Genomic DNA, 15,642 nt, shown 5'->3' with positions numbered 1-15,642 from the left:
CTCAGGCTTCCTTTTTCTTGAACATGGCGAGCATGCGCTCGGTGACGACGTAGCCACCGGCGGCATTGGCCGCGCCGAGGGCGACGGCGAAGAAGCCGATGGCCTGTTGCACAACGGTGTCGGCGGTGCCGAGCATGAGCATGGCGCCGACGACGACGACGCCGTGGATGAAGTTGGAACCGGACATCAGCGGCGTGTGCAGGATGACCGGCACCTTGGCGATGATCTCGTAGCCGGTGAAGGCGGCGAGCATGAAGATGTATAAGGCGAGCAGGCCGTCCATCAGGCTTCTCCAAAAACTTGTTTGACGGTTGGATGAACGGTGACGCCATCCTTGCAGAGCAGCGTGCCAGCGACGACTTCGTCTTCCCAGTCGAACGCCAGTTCGCCGTCCTTGATCCATGGCGAGAGGAAGTTGTAGAGGTTCTTGGCGTACAGCTCGGAGGCATGGGTCGGCATGCGGGACGGCAGGTTCAAGGGGCCGTGGATGTTCACGTCGTTGGCGATGACGTGCTCGCCGGGCTGGGTCAGCGCGCAGTTGCCGCCGGATTCGGCGGCCATGTCGACGATGATGGCGCCGTATTTCATCCGGCCGATCATCTCGGTGGTGATGATGATCGGCGCGCGTCGGCCGGGAATCGCGGCGGTGCTGATCACGACGTCGGCGGCAGCGACCGCCTTGGCCAGTTTCTCGGTCTGCTGCGCCTTCTCCTCGGCGGTCAGGTCGCGGGCGTAGCCGCCGGCCCCGTCGGCCGAGACGCCGGTATCGACGAACTTGGCGCCGAGCGATTCGATCTGTTCCTTGGCGGCGGCGCGCACGTCATAGGCTTCGACCATCGCCCCAAGGCGTTTGCAGGTGGCGATCGCCTGCAGGCCGGCGACGCCGGCGCCGATCACCAGCACGCGGGCCGGCCTGATCGTCCCGGCGGCGGTGGTCAGCATCGGGAAGAACTTGGTACAGCGGGCAGCGGCGATCAGGCCGCATTGGTAGCCGGCACAGGCGCCCTGGCTGGACAGGGCGTCCATGCTCTGGGCGCGCGAGATGCGGGGGAGCAGTTCGAGCGAAAAGGCGGTGATCTTGCGAGCGTTGAGGGCGGCGAGGCGGGCTTGGTCTTCGAAGGGCTTCAACAGGCCGATCAGGACCGCGCCTTCCGGCAGCGCGGCGATCTCTGCCGCCGACGGCGGCGTGACGCGCAGGATCAGCTGGGCTTGGCCGTAAACCGCGGGCAAGTCCTGACCGAAGGATGCCTGCTCGAAGCCGCCATCCATGAAATGGCTGTCCAGTGCGACATTGTTTTCCAGTACTACTTTCGCCCCCAGTGCCTGAAACTTCTTGCTCGTTTCCGGCACGATGGCGACGCGATGTTCTCCTGGCGCGCTTTCGCGCACCACACCTATGGTTATCGACATATTGTTGTTTAGTCTTCTTCGTTCATGTCCCGACGCGGGACGGTTTCAGGGTCAGCAATGATTCCCCGGTAGATCTCGATCCGGTCGCCGGCCTTCAGCGCGGCATCGAGCTTGACCAGGCGGCCGAACACCCCGACTTTCTGGGCGCTCAGGTCAATGTGGGGAAACTGTTTGAGGATGCCGGAACGATCAATGGCCTCCTTGACCGACGATTCGTCCGGCACCTCGATGTTCAGCCAGATTTGCTGACCGGGTTCGGAATAGGCGACACCGATTTGCATCTCGATTACCTCCTTCAATTGGTCGTCTGCAAAGGTTTCCCCTTGCTGTCACGACCGTAGATACGCGGTTTGAAATAGGTATCGATGATCGGCGTCATCGAGTTCATCAGCAGCACCGCGAAAGCCACCCCTTCCGGATAGCCCGCCCAGGTTCGGATAACGTAGGTGAGTACGCCGCAACCGAAGCCGAAAATCAGCTGGCCGCGCGGCGAGTTCGGCGAAGTCACGTAGTCGGTGGCGATGAAGAAGGCGCCGAGCATCGCCCCGCCCGACAACAGGTGGGCGCCCATATCGAGATAACGCGCCGGATCGACGGCATGCAGGATGGCGGCGGGAAGCGCAATGCCGGCCAGCATCGCCAGCGGGATGTGCCAGGTGATGATGCGCAGGAACATCATCGCCACACCGCCGGCAATAACCAGCCAGGCGGCGGTTTCGCCGAGGCTGCCGGGACGGTTGCCGATGAACGACAGGGCCGGCGCATGCTGCAGCGACTCGAGCAGGCTGATGCCGCGCGACAGCTCGGTCTTGCCGAAGCCCAGCGTCGTCGCGCTGGTCACCGCGTCGAGGGCCGGCGGCATGCCCTTGAGGATGATCAGCAGGCCGTCCAGTACGCCCGGTGCGCCGACGCTGAACATCGGCAGCGGCGCAACCCATGCCGTCATCTGGACCGGAAACGAAATGAGCAGCGCCACCCGCGCCACCATGGCCGGATTGAACAGGTTCTGACCGAGCCCGCCGAACGCCTGCTTGCCCAGCATCGTCGCGAACAACCCGCCAAATACGCCGATCCACCACGGCGCCCAGGGCGGCAGCGAAACGGCGAGCAGCCAGCCGGTCAGGATCGCCGAGCCATCGAGCAGCACCGGCGCCGCGCTGCGATTCTGCCAGCGCAGGCTGAAGGCTTCGCCGAGCATCGCCGAGGCGATGGTGATGCCCCAAAGAAAGAAGGCCGGCCAGCCATAAAGCCAGAAGCCGTAAATGGTAGCCGGCGCCAGGGCGAGCATGACCAAGCTCATGATCCGCCCGGGGCTGTTGGTCGTCGTGGTATGCGGCGCGGCGACGGTCATTCCGTACGCTTGGCTCATGCTGAAGCTCCCTGAGTCTGTTCGGTAACTGGTGCCGCAGCAGTTGCCGCCTTGGCGGCTTCGCGCTCGGCCTTGCGGCGCGCCGCGGCTTCTGCCTTTTCCCGGTTCTCGCGTTCGATCCGGGCGGTCTTGGCTTCGGCCAGACGCCGGGTCGCTTCGGTGCGCAGCTTGGTCCGCTCGGCCGCCGTCAGTTCGCCTTTGGCGTGACTGAAATACTGGACCAGCGGGATATGCGACGGACAGACGTAGGCGCAGCAGCCGCAGGAGATGCAATCCTGCAAGGCATAGGCCTCGGCACCCTCAAGGTCGCCGACCCGGATGCGGGCCGCCATTTCGAGCGGCAGCAAGCCCATCGGACAGGCCTTGGTACAGCTGCCGCAGCGGATGCACGGGCCGGCTTCGGGAACGAAGGCCTCGGCCGCATTGAAGGCGAGGATGCCGGAAGCGCCCTTGACGATGGGAATCCGGTCGTGCAGCAGTGGCGTCCCCATCATCGGACCGCCGAGGATCAAGCGGGCCGGCGCCTCTCTCAGACCGACGAAGGCGAACAGGTCGCTGATCATCGTGCCGAGCGGCGCATAGAGATTGCCGGGATTGGCGATGGCACCGCCGTTCAGGGTGATGATGCGCTCGACCAGCGGCTGGCCGAGACGGATCGCCTTATGCACGGCGGCGCAGGTCGAGACGTTATGGACCAGCACGCCGACTTCGGCGGCCCGGGCGTCGGATGGCACTTCCTTGCCGGTCAGCGTCTGGATCAACTGCTTGTCCGAGCCCATCGGATACCAGGCCGGCACCGGCCGGATCTTGACTTCCGGGTAGGCTGCGGCGGCCCTGCGCATCGCCGCGATGGCTTCCGGCTTGTTGTCCTCGATGCCGACCAGCGCATCCGTCGCGCCGATGGCATGCATGACGAGGCGCGCGCCGTCGATCACCATCTCCGGGTAGTCGCGCATGATGCGGTCGTCGCTCGACAGGTAGGGTTCGCACTCGCCGCCATTGACGATCAGCGTCGACACTTTGAGGCGCTTGCCCAGCGCGAATTTCACGGCGGCCGGGAAGGTCGCGCCGCCGAGACCGACGACGCCGGCCAGTGCGGCGCGGCGGGCGATTTCCTCGGGCGCCGCCGAGAACGGATCGGCCAGCGGCTCGCTGTCGAACCAGCGGTCGGCCCCGTCGGAATCGATGGTGATCGCCTTGAAGGGCAGGCCGGACGGATGCGGCGCGGTGACTTCGCCGACCGCGCTGATCGTGCCGGAAACCGAGGCGTGAATCGGCGCCGAGATGTTGCCCTGGGCTTCGGCGATCAGTTGCCCCTTGAGCACTTTCTGGCCCACCAGCACGACGGGCCGGGCCGCACCGCCGACATGCTGGTGCAGCGGCATGAAGACGCGGGGGGGCGACGGGAAGAGGCGGAGCGGCGCATCGGCGGCCGGACGCTTGTGGTCTTCCGGATGGACGCCCCAGTTCGGCGTCTTCAGAAAGCGGTCGAGAAATCCCATCGTCGTGTCCTCAGTTGTGGGCGGACGCCGGCTTCGGCCAGGTCCAGTGTTGCAGCGTGACCGGAATGGGCGCCATGCCGAGCGCTTCGGTCGGACAGACGTCGATGCACGACGAACAGCCGGTGCAGGCTTCGCGGATGACGTTGTGAATCTGCTTGGCGGCGCCGATGATCGCGTCGGTCGGACAGACCTTCATGCAGCGGCAGCAGCCGATGCAGATTTCCTCGGTCACTTCGGCGATCTGCGGCCCGCTGTCGGAAACCTTGGAGAGATCGACCTTGACGCCGAGCTTGGCGGCCAGGGCTTCGACGGTCGCCTTGCCGCCCGGCGGACAGAGGGTGACCGGCGCTTCGCCCTTGGCCAGCGCTGCCGCCGCCTGGGCGCAGCCGACGTAACCGCACTGGCCGCACTGCGAGCCGGGCAGCATCGCCTGCAGCTCGGCCTCGATCGGGTTTTCTTCGACTGCCAGGTAGCGCGACGCGACACCGAGCACGCTCCCCAGGGTCAGGCCCATGACTGCGAGACTTCCTACGGACATCAACATGAGATTCTCCTTCCTGCCAAACTGGTTTAACGATTAGCTCGTGGCGATGCCCGAGAAGCCCATGAACGCCATGGCCAGCATGCCGGCGACGATGAAGGCGATCGGCGGACCGGCGAACAGGCGCGGCACGTTGGCCAACACGAGACGCTCGCGCAGGCCGGCGAAAATGATCATGACCAGGCTGTAGCCGACGGCCGAGGCAAAGGCGAACATCGTCGAACTCATGAAGCCCATCTTGCCTTCGACCAGCAGCAGCGCGACGCCGAGCACGGCGCAGTTGGTGGTGATCAGCGGCAGGTAGATGCCGAGCATCTGGAACAGCGTCGGCGACACCTTCTTGATCGTCATCTCGGTGAATTGCACGGCGCTGGCGATGACCAGGATAAAGGTCACCGTGCGCAGGAAACCCAGCCCGTAGGCATCGAGCAGGTAGGTCTGGACCGCCCAGTCGGCCATCGACGAGACGGTGATGACGAAGGTGGTCGCCAGCCCCATGCCGGCCGCCGTATCGACCCGGGTCGTCACCCCCATGAACGAGCAGAGTCCGAGGAAGCGGGCCAGGATCACGTTGTTCACCAGGGCCGCGCCGATCATCATCAAGGCAAAATCTCTCATCGTCTTCCCCTATTCCTAAACAGTTCCACAGGTTTCGTCAGCCCGCGCCCGGCGCAGGATGTGCGGCACCAGATCGCCCCGGGCGGCGAGACGCCGCGCATTGAAGCGCGCCGCGATCAGGCCGAGCAGCAAGCCGCCGGCCATCCCGAAAATCGTCGTCAGATCCTCGCCATAGGCGGCCTGGGTCAGCGAGCCGGCCGTCAGCGCAAAGAGCAGCGGCAAGCCGTAGGCGGTCAGCGACGCCTTGAGCAGCGAGCCTTCGCTGACCCCGACCACCAGGCGATCGCCTTCGCGATAGCCGGCGCCCGGGTTATCGACCACGAAGCGTCGTTGCTGCAGGCGGCTGGTCACCGTACCGATCCCCGCCGCTTCCCGGGCCTCGATGCCGCAACTGGCACTCGAGGCACAGTGGCCGCAGCTGGTCGTCTGTTCCGGCTCAAGCCAGAGCTGGTCGTCCGTCACGCGAACGACCCGGGCTATCCCCTCGACCGAGGGCTGGGCGGCATTCGCTATCACCGGTAATGAAGTCATGGTCTGGGTACTCATCGATCACACGGCATGCGCGCCGGTCATCTGGATTTCCTTGCCGGCCCGCAGGTCGAGCAGGCGTTTGACGACAACGAGCAGGCCGGTGACGATGAAGCCGCCGGGCGGCAGGATCATCATCAGGACACCCATGTCGGACGGCAGCAAACGCATTTCGATGACCTTGAAAGTCGGCCCGAGGAGCAGCGAGGCATCCGCGAACAGCGTGCCGGAGCCGATGATTTCGCGCACCGCGCCGACCGAGGTCAGGGCGATGGTGAACCCGAGGCCCATGAACAGGCCATCGAGCAAGGCGGGAACCGGCGACTGCTTGGCGGCAAAGGCTTCCAGCCGGGCCAGGGGCAGGCAGTTCGAGACGATCAGCGGAATGAACAGGCCGAGCACCTTGTACAGCTCGTGCATCCAGGCATTCATCCCGAGATCGACCACGGTGACCATGGCGGCGACGATCAGGATATAGACCGGAATCCGCACCTCCGTCGTGATCCGGTTACGGAAGATGGCCACCAGCCAGCTCGAAGCCGCCATCACCACCGCCGTCGCCAGGCCCATGCCGAAGCCGTTGGTGGCGCTGGTCGTCATCGCCATCGCCGGGCACATGCCGAGCAGCATGCTGAAGACGCCGTTGTTGTCCCACAGGCCGTCCTTGATGATCGTCTTGTAGTCGCTGTTTGCCATGTCAGTCAGCCTCCGTCAAACGGGTTTTGTTCTCTGCGAAAAATTCGAGTCCGCTGCGAATGGCGACCATCACGCCGCGCGGTGTGATCGTCGCGCCGGCGAACTGGTCGAAGTCGCCACCATCCTTTTTCACCTTCCAGCGCTCGAGCGGCGGATTGCCCATCGAGAGCCCGGTGAAGCGCTCGATCCACGGCCCTTTCTTGACCTCGATCTTGTCGCCCAGGCCCGGTGTTTCCTTGTGCGCCAGAACGCGCACGCCGAGCAGCTTGCCCTCGGCATCGATGCCCATCATCAGCTTGATTTCGCCGGCGTAGCCGGTGCCGAAAATCTCGTAAGCCACCCCGGTCACCTTGCCGTTCTTCCGGGCGCGAAAAACGGTCAAGGCCTTGCCCTCGGCATTCACCATGGCTAGCGTATCGGTCACCGGATTGTTGTCGTGCAACTCGTCCGGCAAGACCTGGCTCAACGAATTCTGCTTGTCCTCGATGGCCCGCGCCTCGATGTCGGCTAGCGTGATCTCGTTGGTGACGGCCAGGAGCAACCCGAATCCCAGACAGAACAGGCAGAGAATCACGCCATGTTTGAACATCTTGGCCTGGCTGGGGACGGGCACTTCGGTCGCAGTTTGGGAAGTAGTCATGATCGAAATGTGGGTTGGCTTGCTACCCATCTAGCAGCTTCTATGCCAATAACCGGAGAAGCGCCTTCACCCCCCGAAACCCGAAGAAATATTCCCGATTCCCAAAAATGGGGACAAGAAAAGGCCGCTTTCCCCCGCTTGGAAGCCTGACGCACGGAATTGGTGCGCTTTCAGCCCGCCAAAATGTCGTCAATCCGACAGAAATTACGTCGCTTTTCCTCCTTCCCTCGGCCAGCAGTGCATTTAGCTAAGCATTCCGAATCGACGGCATGGAATCTGCTTGGCTGGAACAAACATATTTCAGGAGTCATTCAATGACTGCACCAGAGCGTGTCAAGCAATCCAGCGAATCGTCGACCTGGCTCGTGCTGCCCTCCGAAGCCTATCGTCAGGCGGTAGACCAGGCCGACCTGGCGATTTCGATCACCGACGCCAAGGCCAACATCCTTTTTGCCAACGAAGCCTTCAGCCGGGTCACCGGTTACAGCCGCGAAGAAATCGTCGGCAAGAACGAAGCCGTCCTGTCCAACCACACGACGCCGGCCGCCACCTATCAGGCGATGTGGAAGGAGCTGGCGGCGCAGCGCCCGTGGTCGGGCAAGTTGCTCAACCGGCGCAAGGACGGCGATATCTATCTCGCCGAACTGAACATCTCACCGGTGGTGGACAGCAGCGGCAAGACTACCCACTACCTCGGCATGCACCGCGACGTCACCGAACTGCATCGCCTGGAACGCGTCGTCCGCAATCAGAAACAGCTGATCGAATCGGTCGTCGACGCGGCGCCGATCGCCTTTGCGCTGCTCGATCCGACCGGCCGCGTCGTTCTCGACAACCAGGAATACAAGAAGCTGGTCACCGACCTGCGCGTCAAGGAACCGGCCCACACGCTGCTCGACAGCCTGGCCCCGGCCTGGCGCGAGGCCCTCGCCGAAGACCCGGGGCAATGCACCTTCGTCAATCGCGAAGCGCGCATCGACCGCCCGGCCGGGCGCGCCCGCTGGCTCTCGGTGACTTCGTCCGTGATCGACATCCAGAGCGACTGTGCCGACAGCTATTTCTGCGCCGCCGGCCAACCCGGCCTGCTGCTCGCCATGGCCGACATCACCAACCTGCGCGACGAACAGGAGCGCACCCGCGCCGCCGTGCTGCAGGCGGTGCTGGCCGAAGAGGAACGTACCGCGGCGATCCGCGAAGGTCTGTCGGCGGCGATTTTCCGGCTGGAAGAGCCGATGAACGTGATGGCTTCCGCCCTCTCCGTCCTGCAGCGCCGCGACCCGGCTGCGGCCAGCGTGCTGCAGCAGGCGCTGACCGGCAGCCGCGAGCATCTCGAATCGCTGCGCCAGGTCATCCCGCCGCGCGCCCAGGAGATCGTGGTCAGCGTCAATCTCAATGAAATCCTGCGCGATGTGCTCGAAGTCAGCACGCCGCGCCTGCTCGGCGCCGGCATCACCGTCGACTGGCAGCCGGCGGCAACGCTGCCGACCATCCTCGGCCGCCCGCTGCAATTGCGCATGCTGTTCAAGGCGCTGATGGACAACGCCATCGAAGCGATGAACGTCAAGGGCTGGAAGCGGCGCGAGCTGACGCTGACCAGCGTCGTCGAACACGACCGCATCGTGATCATCGTCGCCGACAGCGGCCCCGGCATTCCCGAAGACTGGCGACACAAGGCGTTCGAGCCGTTCTTCACGGCCAAGGGCGGCAGCGGCCGGCATATCGGCACCGGCCTGTCGCGCGTCCAGCAGGTGGTCGCCGACCACGGCGGCATCATCGATCTCGACGAAAGCCCAAGCGGCGGCTGCGCGGCCATCGTCGAGTTTCGCCTCGACGGCGACCCGATCTAATAACAATAAATAGCGAGCACAGCATGCACGAACACATCATCCACAGCGCCGACGCCGAGTGCCCGCCCCCCGGGGGCTACTGCCGAACGCATGAACTCAACATCATGCTGCTCTCGGCGCTCTATGCCGTCAGCCGCGTGCTCAGCCGCTCGTTGGCCTTCAAGGAATCGCTCCGCGACGTGCTGCGCGTGCTGCATGACGAAGCCGGCCTGACGCGCGGCCTGATCAGCGTGGTCGATCCGGAAACCGGCAACCTGAACATCCATACCATCTACAACCCGAACGGCCCGGACTCGGACGACGCCCAGTACGGCCCGGGCGAAGGCATGATCGGCCTGGTCCTGGAGAAGCCGCGGACGATCAAGCTGGCGCGCGTCGCCGACGAGCCGCGCTTCCTCAACCGGCAGAAGGTCTATCAACCCGAACTGCCGTTCATCGCCGTGCCGATCAAGGTCGGCGGCAACCTGCAGGGCGTTCTCGCCGTCCAGCCGGAAGCCGAGGAAGACGGCCTACTCGAGGAACGCGCCCAGTTCGTCGAAATGGTCGCCAATCTGATCGGCCAGAGCCTGCGCCTGTCGCTCGAAGTGGCGCAGGAAAAATCGACCTTGGTCGAGGAGCGCGACCTGCTGCGCCGCACCGTCCGCCACCAGTTCGGTTTCGACAGCATGGTCGGCCGTTCGGCGGTGATGCGCCGGGTTTTCGACCAGGCGCGGATGGTCGCCAAGTGGAACACCACCGTGCTGATCCGCGGCGAGACCGGGACCGGCAAGGAACTGATCGCCAACGCCATCCACTACAACTCGCCGCGCGCCCGCAATGCGCTGGTCCGCCTGAACTGCGCCGCGCTGCCCGAAAACCTGCTCGAATCCGAACTGTTCGGCCACGAACGCGGCGCCTTCACCGGCGCAGTCGAATCGCGCAAGGGCCGCTTCGAACAGGCGCACGGCGGCACCCTGTTCCTCGACGAAATCGGCGAAGTCTCCTCGGCCTTCCAGGCCAAGCTGCTGCGCATCCTGCAGGAAGGCGAATTCGAGCGGGTCGGCGGCAGCCGAACGATCAAGGTCGATGTGCGGATCATCGCCGCGACGCACCGCGATCTGGAAACCGCCGTCGACATGGGCGACTTCCGGGAAGACTTGTTCTACCGACTGAACGTCATGCCGCTCTTCCTGCCGCCGCTGCGCGAGCGGATCGAGGACATTCCGGAAATCGCCCGCCACCTGCTGACCAAGATCGGCAACGACCAGAAGCGCAAGCTCAGCCTGACCGACATGGCCCAGCGCCGTCTGGCCAACCACGAGTGGCCGGGCAATGTGCGCGAACTGGAAAACTGTCTGGAACGCGCCGCCGTGCTCTCCGAGGACGGCCATATCGACGTCGATCTGATCCGTTTCCCGAGCGCCCGCGACCGCGCCCCCGGCAAGCCGGCGCGGGCCGGCGGCAGCGTCGCCCCGGCCCCGGTTTTCAGCCCGAACGCCGAGGTCGATATCGACGACCCCAACCTCTCGGAAAAGGAACGGGTCATCGCCGCGCTCGAACAGGCCGGCTGGGTCCAGGCCAAGGCGGCACGGATTCTCGGCATGACGCCACGGCAGATCGCCTACCGCATCCAGACGCTGAACATCGAGGTCAAGCAGTTCTGAAGGCCGCCCCCCCCCTGCCGGCGGGGTCGGCCCACCCTGCCGGTCTGTAACATTTCCCTCCTATAGTTTTCACTCCTCCGGTTTCCACCCCAACAAGCATATGCAACGCTCCTTCATTTCCAGCGCCGTCGTTGAAGTCATTTTCCTGAACATTTTGCTGCTCATCGCCGGACTGGTCGGCATGGCCACCCACGGCTGGCAACTTCTCGACGGTGTCTGGCTGATCCTGCTGACCGGCTTCGGCATCGGCAGCGGCCTTTTCTACCTGCACAAACTGAGGGTGGCGCTCAACCCTTTGCAACACATCACCCGAATTGCCGGAGAAATCGCCACCGGCGTGATCGGCGCGCGCATTCCGCCATCGGCGCGGAGCGACGAACTGGGCACCGTCTGCCGCAACGTAAATGCCATGCTCGACCAGATGGAAAGCTGCTTCCGCGAGCAACGCGAGGCGCTGGCCGCGGCCAGTGCCAACCAGTTCCACCGGCAGATGGAAAGCAGCGGCCTGCAGGGCGTCTTCCGCGAAGCCGTCGAGCAGGGCAACCAATCGCTGTGCATCCTGCTGCGCAACTATCATCAGGAAATGCGCAACAACCTGCTCTCCCGGCTCGGCCAGCTGAATGCCGAAAATCTGCTGAAAAACATGCGCACCAGCCAGCAGGACATGCTCGGCATCGTCGCCGCCACCGACCATCTGGCGGCCCTATCGACGGCCAACGTGACGGCTGCCGAGGAAAGCAACGGGGCCATCGCCCAGGTCATCGACGCGATGAACCGTCTGGTCGGGAAAATCGAGGAAACCAGCCAGGCGATCATCGAATTCAACGGCCACCGCGAAGAGATTGCCCGGTCGGTCAGCCTGATCGCCACCATTGCCGACCAGACCAATCTGCTGGCCCTGAATGCCGCCATCGAAGCCGCCCGAGCCGGGGAATACGGTCGGGGTTTTGCCGTTGTCGCCGCCGAAGTCCGCAAGCTGGCGGAAAACTCGAAGGATGCCTCATCCGGCATTTCGGGCACCATGCTGACGCTGCAGCACGATGCCGAGCGAATGCTCGCCAACTCGGAGGACATGCGCAGCATTGCCGCCGAATCCCGCCGGACCATCGGCGATTTCGACACCCGCTTCGCCGCCGTCGCCGAATCGTCGGCCAGCGCCCTCGACCAGATCCACTTCATCCACGACGTCAGCTTCGCCTCGCTGGCCAAGGTCGATCACTTCATCTACAAGCAGAACGGCTACATGGCGATCAACCGCGGCATGGAATCCGACAACGCCCAGGCGATCAAGGCCAATGAGCGCAACTGCCGTCTCGGCAAATGGCTGGACAACGAAGCCACCGTGGCAATGTTCGGCCGGCTCGGTTCGTTCAACCGGATCGCCTCGCCGCACCGCGACGTGCACCAGAACATGCACCGCGCCCTCGACTTGATGAGCCAGGGCTGGGAAACCGATTACCCCACCCAGAGCAAGCTGTTCGCCGCCTTCGAAACGGTCGAACTCGGCAGCGACGGCGTCATTGCAACGCTCGACGACATGGTTCGCGAGAAGCACGGCAATCGGCTCGCCGCCTAGACCAATCGAGCCGACCGGCCGGCGCCGGCCGTCTTCAGTTCACCCGGAACGGCAGGAACTGGGTGTTGATCCGCTCATAGACCCCGTTGCGCAGGATGGCATCGAGCGCCTTGTCGAGCGACACCTTGAGGTCGGCCCGGTGCGGATTGATGCCGAAGGAGGCAGCACCCTCCAGCTCGTTGGCGTGCAGCACGGTGGGGGTCAGGCCGAACTGCAGGAATTTGGGATTCTTCTGCAGCCCCAAACTGGTCATCAGGGGCACGACCACCGCCTGGGCGACGCCGGCCGACAATTGTTCGAGCATCTGGCCATCGCTTTGCGCACTGACCACGTCCCAGCCCTGCGCCTTGAGATAGCGCTCATGCGCCGAGCCGCGAAAGGTCGAAACGCGGACGCCGCGCTGCCCCGGCTCAACACCCGAGCGGGCGAACCACAGCGAAATCGAGCGATAGACGGATTTGCTGAAAAGGATCTTCTCGGCCCGCTCCGGCGTATTCAGCAAGCCGACCGCGGCGATATCGAAATTCCCGGCCGCCAGATCATCAATCAGATAGTCGAGGCGGGTCACCTGGAATTGGCACCGCACCTTCATTTCCTCGCACAACGCCTGGGCAATCGTGTAGCTGAAGCCGGTCAGATTGCCGCGGCTGTCGCGATAAGCCATCGGCGGCGCATCATCGAGGACGGCAACGCGCAGCGCCTTGTCTTCCGCCTGCGCCAGCGGCGCTGTCAGGCCACAGAGCAGCCCCAGGCTGACGGTCAAAAGGAATCGGCAAACAGCCATCGAGCGGGCCTGGCGACGTAATTAAAAGCACATCGTAGCATCGGAACGGGGGCCGGAAAAAAGCCCGGCAAATAATCCGGCAGACGCCGACTTTTTCGTTATAATGCGCGCCCCACGCGTTCTTAGCTCAGTTGGTAGAGCGTCTGCCTTACACGCAGAATGTCGGCGGTTCGAGCCCGTCAGGACGCACCAGGTTTGCCCATGTGGCTCAGTGGTAGAGCACTCCCTTGGTAAGGGAGAGGTCGGCAGTTCGATCCTGCCCATGGGCACCACCTTTTTTGGTTGGTGTCGCCGGTTTTGTCGCAAACATGACATAGCTGCAGCGCGGCAAGCCACTGAATCCATTGGATTCCGAGCTGGCATCACCCTTGCAATGACTCTCCCATCAACCAGGAGAGCTTCATGCCAAAACCCAAGAAACACGTACTCGTCTGCGTCCAGGGCCGCCCGGCAGGTCATCCGCGCGGTTCCTGCCAGGACAAAGCCTGCGCCCAGACCTGGCAGGCCTTCTCGGACGAATTCACCGCCCGCAACCTGTGGGCCTCCGGCTTCCAGCTGACCAACACCGGCTGTCTCGGCCCCTGCCACCTCGGCCCGAGCATCCTGGTCTATCCGGAAGGCGTGATGTACACCGGGGTCAAGCCGGAAGACGTCGGCGTGATCATCGACGAGCACCTGATGTTCGATCAACCGGTCGAGCGCCTGCTGGCGCCGGCTGATGTCTGGAGCTGAGGCGATGAGCGCGATTCCCTACGAAATTGGCGACATGGTCTATGCCGCCGAAGACATCCTGAACGATGGCGGCATGCCCGGCGTGGACGAGGAAGAAGGCCTGATCGCCGCGGCCGGATCACGCGGCGTGGTGGTGCATTTCGGGGTTGCCGAAATGGACGAGAGCAAGGAGATCTATCTGGTGCGCTTTGAAAGCGGCCCGGACGGCCTGCTCGGCAACCCCGTCGGTTGCCTGCCGGAAGAGCTGACCCAGGAAGAACCAATCAGCGCCTGAGGGACAGCGATGGCCAGAATCGGCATATTTTTCGGCACCGATACCGGGCGCACCCGGCTGGTCGCCAAGCAGATCGCCAAGAAACTGGGCGATGCGGCGGCGGCCCCGGTCAATATCGGGCGGACGACGCTTGATGACTTTCTCGCCTGCGAGCTGCTGATTCTCGGCAGCTCGACGCTCGGGGCTGGGGAATTGCCGGGGCTGTCGACCGGCCTCAGCCAGCCGAGCTGGGAGGAATTCCTGCCGCAACTGGCCACCGCCGATCTGGCCGGCAAGGTCGTCGCGATTTTCGGCCTGGGCGACCAGAAGAAGTACCCGGACGAATTCGTCGACGCCATCGGCATCATTCACGATGCGCTGGTAGCGCGCGGCGCCCGGGCCATCGGCTACTGGCCGACGGCCGGTTACCAGTTCGCCGCCTCGCAAGCCGTCGATGGCGAACATTTCCTCGGTCTGGCCCTCGACCAGATCAATCAGCCGCTGCTCAGCGAAGAACGGATCGATCGCTGGCTGGCGCAAATTCGACCGGAGCTGCAGCCATGAACGTCAATCCCTGGGCCGCGCCCAAGGCCCGCGAAATCCGCCGCGTCCTGGTCTCGCTCGACGAGCGCATCGCCCAGGCCTGCGATATCGCCGAAGACAGCGGCGACCCGAACATGGTCACCCTGCACCACACCGAGCTGAACAAATTGCGCGCCCATGTCTTCCTGCATGGTCAGCGTGCCGGCACCTACGGCATTTTCTACGAGTACCCGCACCCGGTACCGGGCATTCTGGAAAGCGAAGAAAACGTCCCGCTGCCCAAGGTGCTGGAAAGTCTCGCCCTGCATTTCGACGCCTGAGCGCTGACCCAGCCGACACCTTCTGTCGGCTTGTCGACATCGTTGTATAGTTAACAACATAACGAAGTCGCAAACCCCACCAAAACCCGCCCAAACCGATCTATTCAGCTTGCTTTCCGACTGGCACCGGACTTGCTAATACTGAGTATCGTTATATAACTTTGTATATCTTGCTTATGAAACCGGAAACGCCATCCGCCACCTGTTCGCCTGCCGCCAAACCCGGAAAAAGCCGGAAAAACCGCCAGGTGGAGCGCCTGCCGACCTGGATAAGCCACCTGCCGGACGAATGGTTGGATGCAGTGGCCCCGCCGCTCTATTTCGAGCAATACAGCGAATACGAAATCAGCGCCGATCGCACGGTGGGTTACGACGCCGACGATCAGGCCTGCTTCACCGCCTACCGTTTTGAACTGACCGAGTTGGCCTCGGACGATGACGAGGAGTTCTACGAAGTCGTCGCCTACAGCGAGGAGCTGGCCGCCTGGCGCCTGCGCGACGAGCGCTGGCTGGTCTATCGCCGGAGCAGTGCCAGCGACTGCCGCTCGCCCCGCGGCTTCTACGCCTTCAGCCAGACGATGCCGCGCTGAGCCGGAGCCTGGCCAGCATCTCAATTTGGGGAGGCTTACCGGTATTTGCT

At 63.9% G+C, this 15,642-nt stretch carries 19 protein-coding genes and 2 tRNA genes; 10 read left to right on the top strand and 11 right to left on the bottom strand.

What is annotated here, in order from left to right; translation table 11 throughout:
- Window position 1: 1 nt before the first annotated feature.
- The 10 genes from ACLIKD_RS05010 to rsxG are packed head-to-tail and all read right to left on the bottom strand — an operon-like array spanning window position 2 to window position 7,304.
- Window positions 2-283: an NAD(P) transhydrogenase subunit alpha gene (locus ACLIKD_RS05010; protein ID WP_226416651.1), complete on the bottom strand. Its 282-nt coding sequence runs from the start codon at window positions 281-283 to the stop codon at window positions 2-4.
- Entirely contained in the window at window positions 283-1,410 is a 1,128-nt protein-coding gene (locus tag ACLIKD_RS05005) for an NAD(P) transhydrogenase subunit alpha (protein ID WP_428827415.1), read from the bottom strand. The genes ACLIKD_RS05010 and ACLIKD_RS05005 overlap by 1 nt, the downstream gene beginning before the upstream one ends.
- Window positions 1,411-1,418: 8 nt before the next feature.
- Window positions 1,419-1,691: an RnfH family protein gene (locus tag ACLIKD_RS05000; RefSeq protein ID WP_226419206.1), complete on the bottom strand. Its 273-nt coding sequence runs from the start codon at window positions 1,689-1,691 to the stop codon at window positions 1,419-1,421.
- A 14-nt stretch (window positions 1,692-1,705) separates the two neighbouring features.
- The gene (locus tag ACLIKD_RS04995) at window positions 1,706-2,779 is read right to left on the bottom strand and encodes an RnfABCDGE type electron transport complex subunit D (protein WP_428827414.1); all 1,074 of its coding nucleotides are present in this window, start codon (window positions 2,777-2,779) and stop codon (window positions 1,706-1,708) included.
- Window positions 2,776-4,281, bottom strand: a complete 1,506-nt coding sequence (rsxC, locus tag ACLIKD_RS04990; protein ID WP_428827413.1) for an electron transport complex subunit RsxC — start codon at window positions 4,279-4,281, stop codon at window positions 2,776-2,778. The genes ACLIKD_RS04995 and rsxC overlap by 4 nt, the downstream gene beginning before the upstream one ends.
- A gap of 10 nt (window positions 4,282-4,291) precedes the next feature.
- Window positions 4,292-4,825, bottom strand: coding sequence for an RnfABCDGE type electron transport complex subunit B (locus ACLIKD_RS04985; protein ID WP_226419203.1), 534 nt, complete (start codon window positions 4,823-4,825; stop codon window positions 4,292-4,294).
- 33 nt (window positions 4,826-4,858) lie between these two features.
- On the bottom strand, window positions 4,859-5,440 hold the full coding sequence (rsxA, locus tag ACLIKD_RS04980; protein ID WP_226472878.1) for an electron transport complex subunit RsxA: 582 nt from the start codon (window positions 5,438-5,440) through the stop codon (window positions 4,859-4,861).
- Between the two features lie 15 nt (window positions 5,441-5,455).
- A complete protein-coding gene (locus tag ACLIKD_RS04975) occupies window positions 5,456-5,971 on the bottom strand; it encodes a SoxR reducing system RseC family protein (protein WP_428827412.1) in 516 nt (171 codons plus the stop codon).
- A gap of 18 nt (window positions 5,972-5,989) precedes the next feature.
- A complete protein-coding gene (locus ACLIKD_RS04970) occupies window positions 5,990-6,664 on the bottom strand; it encodes an electron transport complex subunit E (protein ID WP_226472876.1) in 675 nt (224 codons plus the stop codon).
- Window position 6,665: 1 nt separating this feature from the next.
- The gene (rsxG, locus tag ACLIKD_RS04965) at window positions 6,666-7,304 is read right to left on the bottom strand and encodes an electron transport complex subunit RsxG (RefSeq protein WP_226472875.1); all 639 of its coding nucleotides are present in this window, start codon (window positions 7,302-7,304) and stop codon (window positions 6,666-6,668) included.
- 314 nt (window positions 7,305-7,618) lie between these two features.
- On the opposite strand from rsxG, the gene nifL reads away from it, so the two are divergent.
- The 3 genes from nifL (at window position 7,619) to ACLIKD_RS04950 (ending at window position 12,370) form a co-directional block, all read left to right on the top strand.
- Window positions 7,619-9,151 carry a nitrogen fixation negative regulator NifL gene (nifL, locus tag ACLIKD_RS04960; RefSeq protein ID WP_428827411.1) on the top strand — a complete coding sequence of 511 codons (1,533 nt, stop codon included), beginning with the start codon at window positions 7,619-7,621 and terminating at the stop codon, window positions 9,149-9,151.
- A gap of 23 nt (window positions 9,152-9,174) precedes the next feature.
- Window positions 9,175-10,794, top strand: a complete 1,620-nt coding sequence (nifA, locus tag ACLIKD_RS04955) for a nif-specific transcriptional activator NifA (RefSeq protein ID WP_428827410.1) — start codon at window positions 9,175-9,177, stop codon at window positions 10,792-10,794.
- Between the two features lie 100 nt (window positions 10,795-10,894).
- Window positions 10,895-12,370 (top strand): methyl-accepting chemotaxis protein, encoded by a 1,476-nt coding sequence (locus ACLIKD_RS04950; protein WP_428827409.1) that lies wholly within the window; start codon window positions 10,895-10,897, stop codon window positions 12,368-12,370.
- Window positions 12,371-12,404: 34 nt separating this feature from the next.
- On the opposite strand, the gene ACLIKD_RS04945 is transcribed toward ACLIKD_RS04950, so the two are convergent.
- A complete protein-coding gene (locus tag ACLIKD_RS04945) occupies window positions 12,405-13,133 on the bottom strand; it encodes a substrate-binding periplasmic protein (protein ID WP_428827408.1) in 729 nt (242 codons plus the stop codon).
- Between the two features lie 137 nt (window positions 13,134-13,270).
- Here ACLIKD_RS04945 and ACLIKD_RS04940 point away from each other — a divergent pair.
- The 7 genes from ACLIKD_RS04940 to ACLIKD_RS04910 all read left to right on the top strand — a co-directional run bounded on the left by ACLIKD_RS04940 (window position 13,271) and on the right by ACLIKD_RS04910 (window position 15,592).
- A tRNA-Val gene (locus tag ACLIKD_RS04940) sits at window positions 13,271-13,346 on the top strand.
- A 5-nt stretch (window positions 13,347-13,351) separates the two neighbouring features.
- A tRNA-Thr gene (locus ACLIKD_RS04935) sits at window positions 13,352-13,426 on the top strand.
- Between the two features lie 130 nt (window positions 13,427-13,556).
- Window positions 13,557-13,886 carry a (2Fe-2S) ferredoxin domain-containing protein gene (locus tag ACLIKD_RS04930; protein WP_226419195.1) on the top strand — a complete coding sequence of 110 codons (330 nt, stop codon included), beginning with the start codon at window positions 13,557-13,559 and terminating at the stop codon, window positions 13,884-13,886.
- Window positions 13,887-13,890: 4 nt separating this feature from the next.
- Complete coding sequence (locus ACLIKD_RS04925; protein WP_226419194.1) at window positions 13,891-14,160, top strand: nitrogen fixation protein NifZ; 270 nt, start codon at window positions 13,891-13,893, stop codon at window positions 14,158-14,160.
- A gap of 9 nt (window positions 14,161-14,169) precedes the next feature.
- Complete coding sequence (locus ACLIKD_RS04920; protein WP_428827407.1) at window positions 14,170-14,703, top strand: flavodoxin; 534 nt, start codon at window positions 14,170-14,172, stop codon at window positions 14,701-14,703.
- Window positions 14,700-15,002, top strand: coding sequence for a hypothetical protein (locus tag ACLIKD_RS04915; protein ID WP_428827406.1), 303 nt, complete (start codon window positions 14,700-14,702; stop codon window positions 15,000-15,002). Before ACLIKD_RS04920 ends, ACLIKD_RS04915 begins: the two co-directional genes overlap by 4 nt.
- 176 nt (window positions 15,003-15,178) lie before the next feature.
- Entirely contained in the window at window positions 15,179-15,592 is a 414-nt protein-coding gene (locus ACLIKD_RS04910; RefSeq protein ID WP_428827405.1) for a hypothetical protein, read from the top strand.
- Window positions 15,593-15,642 lie beyond the last annotated feature (50 nt).

Source organism: Azonexus sp. IMCC34842, from assembly GCF_050368855.1.
GTDB lineage: Bacteria > Pseudomonadota > Gammaproteobacteria > Burkholderiales > Rhodocyclaceae > Azonexus > Azonexus denitrificans_A.
Note: the sequence above shows the minus strand (reverse complement) of the source record. Positions and strands in the feature narration are given on the sequence as shown.

Excerpts from the sequence above, each read along its gene's own strand:
- ACLIKD_RS05010 (WP_226416651.1), bottom strand. The coding sequence starts at position 283 with ATGGACGGCCTGCTCGCCTTATACATCTTCATGCTCGCCGCCTTCACC.
- ACLIKD_RS05005 (WP_428827415.1), bottom strand. The coding sequence starts at position 1,410 with ATGTCGATAACCATAGGTGTGGTGCGCGAAAGCGCGCCAGGAGAACAT.
- ACLIKD_RS05000 (WP_226419206.1), bottom strand. The coding sequence starts at position 1,691 with ATGCAAATCGGTGTCGCCTATTCCGAACCCGGTCAGCAAATCTGGCTG.
- ACLIKD_RS04995 (WP_428827414.1), bottom strand. The coding sequence starts at position 2,779 with ATGAGCCAAGCGTACGGAATGACCGTCGCCGCGCCGCATACCACGACG.
- rsxC (WP_428827413.1), bottom strand. The coding sequence starts at position 4,281 with ATGGGATTTCTCGACCGCTTTCTGAAGACGCCGAACTGGGGCGTCCAT.
- ACLIKD_RS04985 (WP_226419203.1), bottom strand. The coding sequence starts at position 4,825 with ATGTTGATGTCCGTAGGAAGTCTCGCAGTCATGGGCCTGACCCTGGGG.
- rsxA (WP_226472878.1), bottom strand. The coding sequence starts at position 5,440 with ATGAGAGATTTTGCCTTGATGATGATCGGCGCGGCCCTGGTGAACAAC.
- ACLIKD_RS04975 (WP_428827412.1), bottom strand. The coding sequence starts at position 5,971 with ATGACTTCATTACCGGTGATAGCGAATGCCGCCCAGCCCTCGGTCGAG.
- ACLIKD_RS04970 (WP_226472876.1), bottom strand. The coding sequence starts at position 6,664 with ATGGCAAACAGCGACTACAAGACGATCATCAAGGACGGCCTGTGGGAC.
- rsxG (WP_226472875.1), bottom strand. The coding sequence starts at position 7,304 with ATGACTACTTCCCAAACTGCGACCGAAGTGCCCGTCCCCAGCCAGGCC.
- nifL (WP_428827411.1), top strand. The coding sequence starts at position 7,619 with ATGACTGCACCAGAGCGTGTCAAGCAATCCAGCGAATCGTCGACCTGG.
- nifA (WP_428827410.1), top strand. The coding sequence starts at position 9,175 with ATGCACGAACACATCATCCACAGCGCCGACGCCGAGTGCCCGCCCCCC.
- ACLIKD_RS04950 (WP_428827409.1), top strand. The coding sequence starts at position 10,895 with ATGCAACGCTCCTTCATTTCCAGCGCCGTCGTTGAAGTCATTTTCCTG.
- ACLIKD_RS04930 (WP_226419195.1), top strand. The coding sequence starts at position 13,557 with ATGCCAAAACCCAAGAAACACGTACTCGTCTGCGTCCAGGGCCGCCCG.
- ACLIKD_RS04925 (WP_226419194.1), top strand. The coding sequence starts at position 13,891 with ATGAGCGCGATTCCCTACGAAATTGGCGACATGGTCTATGCCGCCGAA.
- ACLIKD_RS04920 (WP_428827407.1), top strand. The coding sequence starts at position 14,170 with ATGGCCAGAATCGGCATATTTTTCGGCACCGATACCGGGCGCACCCGG.
- ACLIKD_RS04915 (WP_428827406.1), top strand. The coding sequence starts at position 14,700 with ATGAACGTCAATCCCTGGGCCGCGCCCAAGGCCCGCGAAATCCGCCGC.
- ACLIKD_RS04910 (WP_428827405.1), top strand. The coding sequence starts at position 15,179 with ATGAAACCGGAAACGCCATCCGCCACCTGTTCGCCTGCCGCCAAACCC.